Origin of the sequence: Vibrio proteolyticus NBRC 13287 (assembly GCF_000467125.1) — a bacterium.
Taxonomy (GTDB): Bacteria; Pseudomonadota; Gammaproteobacteria; order Enterobacterales; family Vibrionaceae; genus Vibrio; species Vibrio proteolyticus.
Genome location: NZ_BATJ01000006.1, coordinates 136,780 through 150,021 on the forward strand (window position 1 = coordinate 136,780; position 13,242 = coordinate 150,021).

Below are 13,242 nucleotides of genomic sequence, written 5' to 3' on the forward strand. Positions count from 1 at the left end.
CGGACTGAGTGCGGTTTTATTGATCTGTGCAAAGCTCCGCACAGGGTGAAGTACACCAAGACTTAGGCTACAATCCCCGCCATTGCATTTAACCGGGGTCTATCATGGCACAGACAGCAGCAGCACTGCATATATTGGTGAAACACAAAGAACAAGCTGAAGACATCATTAAACAGCTAAAAAAGGGCGCAAAATTTCAAACGCTTGCGAAGAAACATTCGCTGTGCCCCTCAGGTAAACGCGGCGGCGATCTTGGCGAGTTCCGTAAAGGCCAAATGGTGCCACAGTTCGATAAAGTGTGCTTCTCTGGAGAGACTTTAGTACCTCATTTGGTGAAAACCAAATTTGGTTGGCATGTTGTAAAGGTGTTGTATCGCACGTGAGGTTTAGAGTCTGCGTAGTCATTTTAATCTGACGGACGCATGCCTTAAACATATCTGTCCTGACTCGAACATGATTTAACATCATGGTAAGCATAATTTGAGCTGCCATGATCAACTCATTTATGCCCCAAAACGAGTTACGAACTAAAGCTCAAACAATGAAAATCAGGTAGCTTTCATATACAAAAGCAACGATTAGGCAAAAGGCAAGACATAACCCCGCTGTCGTTTTTCTTATCCTTTGCGCCCATGCTCTATTGGACTTGTGCATAGTACCTATAAGGCTTAGTAGTTACTGAGGGGGACTATAGGGGAACTATTAACCCGTTTGGGGTGTCGAAAGGTGAGTAGTAAAAACTGGTGTGTAGTCTAAAATTTAATCGTATAAAGTTTACTTATTGTAAACAATGGTGTAAACCTACTGTCAATGGATTAATCGGTAGGTGGGAGGAGAAAAATGATACTTGATAGTCCTTCAATGACTACTTCGGACAATGAACGTCTTCGCCACGAGTATGAGTTATACGCTCGTCGTAAACAAGAACTAGCAATTAAAGCTCGTTTGACTAGCAACGATGTAATCGACGTCGATGTTACCTCTCTCGTTGACAGCTTCAAAGTTAAAGCACAGCTAGAGGCTGCAACTACCACTGGTCAGTCGGGTGGTGTGAAAAGCGGTCGATAACCTGCAATTTTTATTTACAGACTCAAGGTTTTAGTTAAGGATGATTAAACCAACAGTACTTCTGTTGTTTGTATTTGGTATTGCAGGTTATGGTTTTCTTAGCCAATACCCCAAGTATGCCCACAGTCTCAAACGCAGTACAGGCTACCATACATTTTTTGTTACTACTGCTTTTGGACTCGTTTTATTTGCCATCTCTTCTGCTACCTACGCGCTGATGTACGAAGTGGGAGCACGGATAGGGATTGATTTTGATCTAGGTCGTTGGATACTAGAGGAAGCCCTTTTCCATGAGAACCCTAAGCAATCAGATATAGCTCTAATGGATATCTCACTTCTAACAGTAATGTTGGGGTGGACGACTCCCCATGTCTTGTATACTGACTCTCGTCGGATAGGTGAAGCTAAAGATTGGTTGAAAGAACTCATAGAGCGTTTTTGGGTTACTCGTCTACCATATGAGTCGATAGTAAACACTATAAGAAGCGTCAAGGATCGCCACGGTGGTAATATGACGGTTGCGTATACCAGTGATTCAGAAAGCACTGAAATTTCTAGGCTACTTGCAATGTCCCTAGAGCATAGGCTGCCAATACTTTTCACTATGTCGGATAACAAAGTTTTCGTAGGTTTTCCTCTCCACATCCCGATCAAGTCTCATAATGATATCTATATACTGCCTATTGTTAGTGGCTTTAGATGTACTAAAACTCGTAAGTTCAAAAAGGTCACGGAGTATATGCCTGTTGTTGATATGTTGGTGGAAAAAAAGAAAGCAGAGTTTAAAAGGGTTGTGATGACAAAAGGGGAAAGTGAGGATAACGTTGATTCATTTATTAACGAAAACTCCGAATTCTTTACGAGAGATGAGCAGTGGAAAAGTTCTCTGTAGCACTACCTTGTAGAGAAATTATCCATGCTCATCTTCATGATCTTGAGCTTGAGGCGACATTCCGTAAGTTGGAAATTGATGTAGATGAAGATGGCGTTACATCCTCTGACCAGACCAAACAACCTCACCAATGATGTCAAAATCAGCTCATATTATATCCTCACGACTCAAATCCCAAAGTTCACAGCTAATAAGGTCAGGTCTTTCTTATTTCTTAGTAGGTTTTTCCATACTTGAAATAGTCCATAAATCGCTAGTTTAGGTTGACCACTCACAAGGCTTTGACCAATTGTGAGTTTCGATATCGACACGCCGACTGTTCGATCTGATGATCGCAACTTTAATGCGTCAGTTGGCCTAATTTTGACTCAGCTTGAGGCTGTAACTCGAAAATGTCCAAAATGTGTTTGTGTAGATTCTCCGTCACAGTTACTGCATGAGATGCTGTGAGAGTGCATCGCAATGAACACGTTGCTAAGGTGTTGTATCGCACTTAAGCCCTGGACAACCTAAATACTTTGACCGAATATTCTGGTAAGCGTGATTTTAACGCTTCTAATCGCTTGCATAAATTGAGGTTTCCCCCTCTTCTTTTAGCGAGTTTTATCGCTCATTTGCATCTTGTTAATAGCAATTTTCCTGAACATATCTAATGTGTCTCAAAGCAGTAGTCTACCCTGGCTTATATTGGCTCTCGTTCACAAGCGTACGCTAAGTTAGAGAAAGAGGGTACAACGCAAATGGGTGAATCGAATGCGAGTGCTTCACTCGGCAAGGGCACTCTGAGTGTGTGGGAAGTACATGGCTCTAATATCGCGCCCACTGAGTAACTGAAAATTTCTAGGTTTGGTGGCATCTCTGTTGTACAAGGTTCTGAGCTTAATTTAATTCAGTGATATTGATATAACAAAAATTCGGAATAAAAAGGCCGCGCAATGACACATCATTGGCGGCTTTTTATATACGATTAGCCTTTCGAGTTCTCGGATACGTCGACAGAGAATTCTTTTTCAGCGATGGTTTGGTTGTTCAGTTTTACTGCCACAGTCCACTTACCGGCCACTAGTTCTTGATTGGACTCAAATTGCCACATCACGTAGTTTTGACGACCAAAATACAGTGTATCGTTCCAACTGCTGGACGTTGAACCATTAATAGCAGGATGAGTGACTTCGATGACGACTGGCAGGCTGCTTTCTACAGTCGCTTGTGTAGAGCCAGCGCTGAGTTTGATCGTTTGCGTTGCTTTGTAACGGAAACCAAAGAACTGACCTATTTTCGCCGTTACAGTGTCAGAGTCGTCCTGGAAGCTGTAACCCACAACCTGATTATTATTTACGATCGGCGTAGCCTGGCCAAATTGATTGATAAGAACGGTGGCTGCTGCGTTAGTTTTCGTTTGTTGCGCCTGAGTGGACTGCGTTTCAAGGGTAGATGTACAACCACCCAGCAGAGTTAAAATAGAAAGTAAGCCAATTACCGACATTTTATTGTGAATCATCGTTGTTCCTTTTTGCTCATATCAAACGAGCTTTTTGTTTATGTGAATAATAGATTGAAAACGGTTAAATAGTATATAAGTCCATATAAAATAAGACAATTAACAACAGAAAATATTTTCTTCTTCGAGTGAAGCTGTCCCGCTGTCACCAGCACATACCTATCTGATAGAAAGGTAATTCTTACCTTGTTTATTGAAAAGGCAATAGTCTTTAACTAATTGATTTTAATTTGTTTTTTAAGGATCTACTAATGCGAATCTTTCCGTGAATAGTCACAAGTTGATGCTATAATTGTTGCATATGGTGATGACTGAGAACGTAATGATGAGCAATGTTGAGCCAAGTACAGACTACCGACCAAGCAAAAGACTCAATGCAGAAGATATAGTTATTGTAGTGATCATCGTTACTACTTTGCTCCTGGCGCTAATATCAACGGCTTTATGGTTTCTCGAAGATCCTATACTTATCCCACCTCCAATTATTTCGATTTTTTTGGGTATTGCTGTCGCCGCAGTATTATATCGATTTTTAGGCGGAGTCAGTGACGCAACATTTAAAGTTGGTGCACTCAGAGTTACTGGAGCCGCAGCGATATTAATTTTCGTTGTGTGGTGGGCTGACGGTAAGTTGGAAGCAAACAAACCAATGCCAGCCGTAGTGCCTTTTGATTTAACTAAACATTCAATTCCAGAAGTGGCGACTTGGTTTGCTGTAGATAAAGAAACAGGTCGGCCCATCAAAGTTACCTTCCCGCCGTTTAATCAAACACATGAACCTCCCCAAATGGCCGAAATTAATGGGAAGAGGAGGAAAAACGTTTTAGCTTTGAACAAAGAAGGGGAGTTGATCATTGTTAAGTCAAATGAAAGTGAGGGTAGAGTTTTAGGCTCAGTAGATGTAAATGAAATCAATAAGCTCGATTTCTACGATACATTTTCTCTTCAATTAAAGTCATATAGGGTCGTGTCATTTGGACCAAATGATAAAGTAGATATCAATAAGGATCTTCCATTCATTCTCGAGTCAAGAGGATTTTACGATAACTATAGTAATATTTACGTGATTGATAAGACAACGAACGAAGATGTAAAAGAGCTAAATATGTATCTAAGGGAAGCGAAAGTCATTGAGTTTCTTAATCGATATTACCTAATTAGTGTTGTTCAGGTTAACCATGAAAGTTCTTCGGTAGATCCTTACGCCAAAATCTATGTGGCCGAAATATTGGTCAGTCATGATGACAAGTTATAGGCTTTCCACCTAACGTAGGAGGTGCCCAACAACAATAGTTTCCAAACCTTTGAGTAAACAGAATCCTGTTCAACGCTTAGAGGTGAGCCGCTTACACAAAGCGGGACGCTGAGCTATTCCTATGCTGAATTGCTCCGGTGATGGCCTCAGCAGCAATTTCAGAGACGCTGTCTCAGTGATACTGCATTTTCATGTCGATTGTGGTTAGTATTCTAGACACAGAATGGTTGTTTGTGCTTTTGTATAAGATGTGTGTCCCCCGCACGATGGCTTGTGGTGCGGGGGAGCGAGTACAGTTTCAACTAGAGATCAAAACGATCCGCGTTCATGACTTTGCCCCAGGCGACAACAAAATCTTCGACAAATTTATCTAAGTTGTCGTCTTGAGCATACAGTTCCGCGTAAGCTCTGAGTATTGAGTTGGAGCCAAATACCAGATCAACACGTGTTGCTGTCCATTGAACGTCACCGGTACTGCGGCTGCGAATTTCATAGAGATTATCACCAACCGGCTCCCACGTGTAATTCATGTCGGTCAGATTGATAAAGAAATCATTTGTGAGCTGTCCGACTCGGTCGGTCAACACGCCGTGTTTGCTGCCGTCATAGTTGGTGCCAAGCACACGCATTCCGCCAATCAGAACCGTCATTTCTGCGGCCGTTAAACCCATTAACTGAGTGCGGTCTAACAGCATCTCTTCTGGCGTTACCGCATAGCTCTGTTTTAGCCAGTTACGGTAACCATCGTGCAGCGGCTCGAGAACTTCGAAGGACTCTACATCTGTCATTGCTTGCGTGGTATCACCGCGTCCAGGAGAAAACGGCACCGTTATAGGAATACCTGCGGCCTTGGCGGCCTGCTCAATACCCACGTTGCCTGCCAGTACAATGACGTCTGCCACGCTCACACCGTTCTCACTGGCGATGCGTTCCATCACTGGTAATACCCTAGACAGGCGGTCTGGCTCGTTACCTTGCCAGTCTTTTTGAGGTGCGAGACGAATCCGGGCACCATTTGCGCCGCCGCGTTTATCGGATTGACGGAAGGTACGTGCGCTGTCCCATGCTGTTGAGACCATGTCACCGATCGACAGTCCACTGGCGACAATTTTTTCTTTGACTGCGTCTACGTTGTAGTTTGTATTTCCTTGGGGAGCCGGATCTTGCCAGATTAGATCTTCTTGAGGTACTTCCGGGCCAATATATCGGGCTTTTGGCCCCATGTCTCTGTGTGTTAACTTGAACCACGCACGGGCGAAAGTATCGGCAAAGTACGCCGGATCTTGCTGAAAGCGCTCCGAGATTTTGCGATATTCAGGGTCCATCTTCATCGCCATATCAGCGTCGGTCATGATTGGGTTGTGTCGCACCGACGGGTTTTCCGGGTCGACGGGTTTGTCCTCTTCTTTGATATTGACAGGCTCCCATTGCGAAGCGCCTGCGGGGCTTTTATTTAATTCCCAGGCGTAGTCAAGAAGCAGATGGAAATAGCCGTTGTCCCATTGAGTGGGATGCGTGGTCCAGGCGCCTTCGAGACCACTGGTGACCGCGTTGCTTCCAACACCGCGAGTGGTTTTGTTTAGCCAGCCCAGACCTTGATCTTGAATGTCTGCACCTTCAGGCTCTGGCCCCAGATTGGCCGGGTTGCCGTTACCGTGCGCTTTCCCGACGGTATGGCCACCAGCAGTAAGCGCGACCGTCTCTTCATCGTTCATTGCCATGCGGGCGAACGTGATACGAACATCGTGTGCGGTTTTGAGCGGATCGGGTTGACCATCGACGCCTTCAGGATTGACGTAAATTAAGCCCATCATTACGGCGGCAAGTGGGTTTTCCAGATCTCTTTCACCTGAGTAGCGGCTATGCGGATTGTCTGTCGGGGCTAACCATTCTCTCTCTGAGCCCCAATAGGTGTCTTTTTCTGGATGCCAGATATCGTCACGACCAAATCCAAAACCGAACGTTTTTAACCCCATGGATTCGTATGCGATTGTTCCGGCGTAGGCGATCAAATCTGCCCAACTGAGTTTATTGCCGTATTTCTTTTTGATTGGCCAAAGTATGCGACGGGCTTTGTCCAGGTTGGCATTGTCTGGCCATGAATTGAGGGGAGCAAAACGAAGGTTACCGGTGCCCGCGCCGCCGCGTCCATCGGCGATTCGATAAGTCCCCGCAGCATGCCAGGACATGCGAATCATTAGTCCACCGTAATGGCCCCAGTCTGCCGGCCACCAAGGCTGGCTATCGGTCATTAAGGCGATCAGATCCTGCTTCAATGCTGCAAAGTCGAGTTTTTTAACTTCTTCCCGGTAATCAAAGTCATGCGACATCGGATTCGTTTTGACATCGTGCTGGTGCAAGATGTCGAGGTTGAGGGACTTGGGCCACCAGTTTTTTTCAGTTCGATCCTGAGTGGTCATGGATCCATGCATTACCGGACATTGGCCAGCGGAATGCGCTTTTTCCTGTGACATGTGTATTCTCCCATTATTGGCGATGTGCGAGTGCTAGTCGGTACAACTGGTGAACAACACGGGCATAAGGTACGAGTCTGTACGGTTAACAAGATTAGATACATCCTTTTATGGTTGTGGATGCCAGTTATTTTTGTAAAGAACGTAACATCCAGGCGGTTTTCTCATGGATTCGCATTCTATCGGACACCAACGCAATGCTGGACTCATCATCGGCCTGCTGCGCAAGCTTTAGAACATGACGAGCGGTTTTCACTACGTGTTCATGGTTTCGGGTAAGGATGTCGATCATTTCCGTTGAGCTGGGTACGCCTTCGACTTCTCTGATGGCGCTTAACTGCTCGAAGTCTCGGAAAGTACCGGGAGCTGGCACATCCAGTGTGCGGATTCGCTCCGCGATGTCATCTACCGCAGTCGCAAGCTCTGTATACTGTTCTTCGAACATCAGATGCAGTTCTCTGAAATTCGGACCTTCCACATTCCAATGAAAATTATGCGTTTGTAGGTAGAGAGTGTAAGAATCTGCGAGAAGGCGCTTTAATCCTTCGGCTGTATTCAGTCGATGCTCTCTGTCAATCCCGATATTAATGTGTGTCATGTTCACTCCCTTTAATACCGCTCAGTGCTGTTATTTACTAAGTGCTACAAAAAGTATTGAGTACATGCAGTGATTTGTAAAAATGATAAAAATGAATGTTACGTTCGAAAATTTAGATGGCTGAGCGAACCTTGTGGAACTGATGCGCGCGTGTTCAATGTTGTTTCCTGCAGCGATTGGTATGGTGGTTAAGTGAGAGATTGTTTGGCGATACGAGAGAGCACCTCCAAGCTGGTCACATCCGCGTAATTGGGACGAAAGGCCAGTGCGATGCGACGATGTGGCCCGGGCTCATTAAGATGAACGGTCGATAGTACCGGATAGTGTGTCACCAGTTGCTCTAATGCCATTTCCGGGATCAAGGTCGTCCCCATGCCGCTCATTACCATCTGAATCAAGGTATTGAGGCTAGTTGCTCGGTATTCCTGATTGGCCGTTTGCTCAGAGAGCCGGCACGCGTCAAGGATATGATCTTTCAAGCAGTGGCCCTCTTTCAGCAGCATCAGGTTGGTATCCTGAAGCTCTTCGGACGCGATGTCAGTTTGGTCTGTGTGTTTTTCACCTTCCAGTGCAACCCAGTAAAAGTCTTCTTGCCAAAACTCCAAGGTGAGCAAGCCATCACAAGGGTAGGGAATGGCCAGCACTGCGGCATCGATTTCACCACTGTGTACCATGTCCACCAACACGTGTGATTGCTCTTCTACAATATCGATTTTGGCGTTTGGATACTGTTTTTTGAGCGTGAGTAAAAGCTTAGGCAGCAGGTAGGGAGCGATGGTCGGAATCATGCCAACAGAAAGCGGAAAACAGAAGGGTTGGCCATAGCTGTGATCGAGATGTGTCATATCTTCAAGTTGAAGCATGATGTTTGATGCTTTGTCGAGCACCTCTCGGCCGATCGGTGTGACGAGCACTTTCTTATTGTCGCGTTCAAAAATCTTAATGCCAAGCTGTTTTTCAAGCTCACTGATGCCCGTGCTTAATGTGGATTGACGAACATGACAGAGTTCGGCCGCTTTGCGAAAATGCAGAGTCTTCGAAACGGCCAAAGCATACGTTAATTGTTTAATGGATAGCATGCGGCCCGCCTGTCGGTATGATTTCGTTCCTTCATCAAAGTTATTTTAGATGATTGAAACGCGTTTATTTGGTGCTGCCGAGCAAAATCGATGGGTACCTACCATCCTTCGGCACGACACCGTTTTTCAATATCTAGCGCAACGAGTTGGACTTCGTGCTCAAGGTAATGCGTGGAGCTTGCCATTTGCAGCATATCTTCAACAAAATGATCAGGGCGGATCATGCGGAGTGTGCTTTCGTTTTTACAAATGAAATCGACGCACGGTGAGCCGTGGGCATCGCAGTACTCAACGATATACGTGGCGGCAGTTTGGCGGTTGAGCTGCTGATTGAGTTCGAGCATCCAGTTGAGGTACTGTTCCCCAAGCCAGCTGGAATAGTGCTGGTTAAAGTAGCGTTTGAGCGATTGGTAATTGAAATTGTCAGATCGTCGATACGTAATTTGTGAGCGGGTGGGTTGCTCATCGTCAGACGGGAAGTACAGCTCAGAGGGCAACTGATAAGGGTAGCGCTCTTCTATCCAGGTATCGATGGCTGATTTGACGTGATTGAGAATGTAGTGGAGTGCACTGTATAGCCGACCATAAACAAGTTGGGATTGATAATATAGCCGCAAGTGTTCCCCGTTGTACTGATTGATGTAATTTTGCGGGATCTTACAATTTAGGCTGGAGTCATTGACTCGCTTGAAACTGGTTGGGGGAATATCGTTATGCATCAGCCAATGTTGATGTTCTCGCCAAAACGCGATATCCATCGCCAAAAGATCTGGCCAAATTGATACACCGAGTTGGGCGCGCATTGGATCGCTCAGCGAAAGAAAATCAGCACCTTCACCATGCAATTTTTGCAATTCGCTGTTGAGCTGGTAGATGGTTTCGGGCGCGGCTTGCTGCCAGAGGCGCTGCTTTTCTTCGTTACTCTTGCTTTCTGAGTACCCTGGCAGATAACGTTCATAAAGTTGTTGTTTCAACATCACTACTCTCTGAAAAGGTATCTGTTGTTACCAAGTATATACGTTTAAATGGTACGCGTAGTTCTTTCGTGTGGGAGAGCGCGTTAGTTAGAGGGTGAAAATAAGCACTGACTTGAAGCGACTCAGCCAGACAAAAGAAGCCTTCACCGCAGTATGCGCGGCGAAATTTACAATGTCTGACTGATGGTCAAGATCTTTTCTCTCAACCAGCGGTGTGCCAGATCGGCGTTCATTCTTGGGTGCCAGAACATTGAAATGGTGATGGAGGGGAGGTTAAACGGCAGTGCAAAGCTATGCATGTTTTTCCTCAGGCTTTCCGTATGCTTTGCCGGAACGGTGGCGATAAAAGGTGTGCTTCGTGCTAATGCGACCGCGCTGCTATAGCTGCCAACCAATGCGCGAACATCAAGTTCATCTTCTGGTTTATCTAACAACGAGGCTAAGTGATGGCCGCGTTGACCGTTACGACACACGCCAATGTGACCCGCTTGCAGATACGATTTTTGTGTAATGGTCTTCCTGCTCAGGGAGTGACCTTTTTGAACCACGCCGATGAATTCGTCATCAAACATTCTTTGCACAATCAGCTCGGGATGAGACAACTCGCTGAGTTTACCCGTCTCAATATCGACCGAGCCATCTCTCAGGCTATTACCTTGGGCGGTTGCGTGAGAGAGAAAACGGATCCGAATACCGGGCGCTTCTTCGGCAATGGATTGGATCAGTGTGCCGCCGATACTTTCCACAAATCCATCGCTGGTTAAGAGTGTGAAGGTACGTTCGATCTCTCCGATGTGTAACGAGGTCACGGGTCTGAGTACCTCTTCAACCTCTGAACTTATTCGGGCCACCTGAGCCTGAATCTCCAGTGCACGTGGCGAGGGAACCAGCCCTCGGCCTGCTCGCACTAGAACAGGATCGTCCATCGTGTCACGCAAACGCGCCAAGGTCCGGCTCATTGCTGACTGACTCAAGTTCATTCGTCTGGCGGCGCGAGCAACATTTCGCTCTTCAAGAAGTACTTTCAGTGCCGGGATTAGATTTAAATCGATGTCTTTCATTATTCAGAGTGTGGCGTTCTGTGCATTTTATAAGTGTAGTTCATGCGTGTTCCGCCATTCAATGCTGGTGGATAAAATTGATCGAAACTTAGGTGACGAGCAAAAGGAACGCCCATGAAAGCCAAGATATCTAAACTTGAACAGCCCGATACATTACCATTTGGTAAACGACTGGCGCTCTGCGGTCTGGCGATGGTTGTGCTGTTATCTTCCTTCAATATCAGTGTAGTTAACGTGGCATTACCAGATCTTGCGAACACGTTTTCGGTGGCGATGTCCGGAGTTCAGTGGCTAACCATCAGCTATTTGCTGGCGATGACATTGTTGATGCCTGTTGCGGGAATGTTAGGAGACAGGTTCGGAAGAAAATCACTGGTACTAAAAGGATTAGGGATTTTTCTTGTCGGGACCGTAGGCTGTGTTTTGTCGGACAACCTCGTTCTTTTGATTGCCGCACGCGCTATTCAAGGCGTAGGGGCTGCATTGCTGATGAGCTTGGCGATGAGTTTTGTCAGCGATCTGGTTCCGTCGTCGAAAATGGGATCCGTTATGGGTTTGCTGGGCACTACTTCTGCAGTGGGTACTGCACTGGGACCTGTGTTGGGCGGTGTACTGATCAGTCATTTTCACTGGAATACGATATTTTACGTAAGTGTGCCAGTTGGAATCTTGGCTTATGTGCTGCTGAGTCGCTTATTACCCCATTCCGCCTCAGAAGTTCCGAGTACATCCATTGCTGCTTCTTGGGTTATTCAACTGCAACAAAATCATCACCTTTTACGTAGTTGCATGGCCAATTTTTTGGTTTCGGCGGTGATCATGTCTACGATGGTTGTTGGTCCTTTTTATCTAAGTAACGGGTTGCAACTGAGCCCCGAAAAAGTAGGGCTCCTGATGGCAATTGGCCCTATCGTTGCTGCGATAGCTGGTGCTCCGGCTGGTCAGTTAACTGACCGAAAAGGCGCTGCATTCGTTATTTGTGCTGGCCTTATCAGTATGATAGTTGGCTGCTTGTCCATCGCGCTGAGCGCCCAATCGACGTCAACACTAGGGTACATGGCATCGTTGGTCCTTATCACTGCTGGATATGCGATGTTCCAAGCTGCGAATAACACCGCGGTTATGAAAAATGTCAAAAAGAGCAACAAAGGCATTACTTCTGCTCTGCTTAATTTTTCGCGAAACTCAGGTTTAATGACCGGAGCTTCAGTGATGGGGTGGGTCTATATGACGGCCGCTGTTCGCATATATGGTGAACAAAATTCATCTATTTTCGGTTTTACGATTACATTTTTATTAGCGTCAGGGCTTGTAGCATTCGCAATGGCAGGAATCTTTACAGGGAAAGAAAAATAGGGAGTAACCACCTTGTTGTTATAAGAAACAGGAAGGGTTGAATTATACGAAATAAAATAATGAAAAAGTTGAAGTGACAATTTTAAAACTATCACTTCAACTTGGTGGCTATTTTTGTATAGATTGTTTTTGGGTGGGATAATCAATGGAATGTTTTTGTAGATGCTCATAGAGCACTGTTTGCTTTTACGTCAGCTTCTTATGTGTTTATTCTCTTCGTTAGTGTTGAATTTATATTGGCTAGTTATCATTGTTTCATTTAATTAACATGTGAGTATTTTGTCTATTAGTGGTAATGAGACCCTGTCCACAATATTAAAACATGTCTTAGTTTCATTTTCAGATAAAATGACAGGATGCTCCATTCTGATTTTCTAGTCTTTCCGTGTTATTTCATAAACAACCTCTCAGTTGGTCGTTCTTATCGGCAGTTTTATCTAGAGGTTCTGCAATTGCCAAGATTGTAATATCTGCTGGTAAAATCCGAGTTATTTTCGTCAGTGTTCTGTAGTAATGAATCCGTCAGATAACCCTATCTCACAAACAGAATTTTTATCTCGAATCGGCTGGATCCGCGAAGTGCATCCTGAAGGCAATCGCGTCAAGATCGATTTTGAAGGTAACCCAGTTGGACAAGCAGTATGGAGTGCCGTAGGAAGGGCATTTACCTATGCCGATATCCTACTTGCCATTGATAACCAGTTAGATTGTCGCATTGAATTTATGGCAGGGGATATCAGTTTGCCGATCTTAGTTGATATCTATTCCTCTTTGCTGGCTAAAGATGAACTGGTATTTAGAGCCAAGCGCATGACGATAGAGGGTAAAGAAGAAGTCATTCTTCGTTCTGGGGACGCTCAAACTCGGCTTCGTTCCAACAACGCTTCCGTGCGTACCGATGCGGTTTACATAAGCAGCACTGCAGAAAAAGTGCAGAAAATAAACGCAAAGAAAGTCACCTTAAATTAACAATCAACTGCC

General features: G+C 45.3%; 11 protein-coding genes. 5 read left to right on the forward strand and 6 right to left on the reverse strand.

Annotated elements, in window-relative coordinates; all coding sequences use genetic code 11:
• Positions 1–104: 104 nt before the first annotated feature.
• Both ppiC and VPR01S_RS09385 read left to right on the forward strand, forming a co-directional pair.
• Positions 105–383, forward strand: coding sequence for a peptidylprolyl isomerase PpiC (gene ppiC / locus VPR01S_RS09375; RefSeq protein WP_021705080.1), 279 nt, complete (start codon positions 105–107; stop codon positions 381–383).
• Positions 384–1,108: 725 nt separating this feature from the next.
• The gene (locus VPR01S_RS09385; protein ID WP_021705082.1) at positions 1,109–1,960 is read left to right on the forward strand and encodes a hypothetical protein; all 852 of its coding nucleotides are present in this window, start codon (positions 1,109–1,111) and stop codon (positions 1,958–1,960) included.
• 967 nt (positions 1,961–2,927) lie between these two features.
• Here VPR01S_RS09385 and VPR01S_RS09390 read toward each other — a convergent pair.
• Entirely contained in the window at positions 2,928–3,461 is a 534-nt protein-coding gene (locus tag VPR01S_RS09390) for a DUF3859 domain-containing protein (RefSeq protein ID WP_021705084.1), read from the reverse strand.
• 322 nt (positions 3,462–3,783) lie between these two features.
• On the opposite strand from VPR01S_RS09390, the gene VPR01S_RS09395 reads away from it, so the two are divergent.
• A complete protein-coding gene (locus tag VPR01S_RS09395) occupies positions 3,784–4,716 on the forward strand; it encodes a hypothetical protein (RefSeq protein ID WP_021705085.1) in 933 nt (310 codons plus the stop codon).
• A 302-nt stretch (positions 4,717–5,018) separates the two neighbouring features.
• Here the strand turns inward: VPR01S_RS09395 and katG are convergent, their stop codons facing one another.
• The 5 genes from katG to VPR01S_RS09420 form a co-directional block, all read right to left on the reverse strand.
• Positions 5,019–7,190 carry a catalase/peroxidase HPI gene (gene katG, locus VPR01S_RS09400; protein ID WP_021705086.1) on the reverse strand — a complete coding sequence of 724 codons (2,172 nt, stop codon included), beginning with the start codon at positions 7,188–7,190 and terminating at the stop codon, positions 5,019–5,021.
• 127 nt (positions 7,191–7,317) lie between these two features.
• A complete protein-coding gene (locus tag VPR01S_RS09405) occupies positions 7,318–7,788 on the reverse strand; it encodes a Dps family protein (RefSeq protein WP_021705087.1) in 471 nt (156 codons plus the stop codon).
• 188 nt (positions 7,789–7,976) lie between these two features.
• A complete protein-coding gene (locus tag VPR01S_RS09410) occupies positions 7,977–8,867 on the reverse strand; it encodes a hydrogen peroxide-inducible genes activator (RefSeq protein ID WP_021705088.1) in 891 nt (296 codons plus the stop codon).
• Positions 8,868–8,965: 98 nt separating this feature from the next.
• On the reverse strand, positions 8,966–9,844 hold the full coding sequence (locus VPR01S_RS09415) for a hypothetical protein (protein WP_021705089.1): 879 nt from the start codon (positions 9,842–9,844) through the stop codon (positions 8,966–8,968).
• 167 nt (positions 9,845–10,011) lie between these two features.
• Positions 10,012–10,905 carry a LysR family transcriptional regulator gene (locus VPR01S_RS09420; protein ID WP_021705090.1) on the reverse strand — a complete coding sequence of 298 codons (894 nt, stop codon included), beginning with the start codon at positions 10,903–10,905 and terminating at the stop codon, positions 10,012–10,014.
• 114 nt (positions 10,906–11,019) lie between these two features.
• Here VPR01S_RS09420 and VPR01S_RS09425 point away from each other — a divergent pair, with 114 nt between their 5' ends.
• The gene (locus VPR01S_RS09425; protein WP_021705091.1) at positions 11,020–12,261 is read left to right on the forward strand and encodes an MFS transporter; all 1,242 of its coding nucleotides are present in this window, start codon (positions 11,020–11,022) and stop codon (positions 12,259–12,261) included.
• A gap of 513 nt (positions 12,262–12,774) precedes the next feature.
• Entirely contained in the window at positions 12,775–13,230 is a 456-nt protein-coding gene (locus tag VPR01S_RS09430) for a hypothetical protein (protein ID WP_021705092.1), read from the forward strand.
• Positions 13,231–13,242 lie beyond the last annotated feature (12 nt).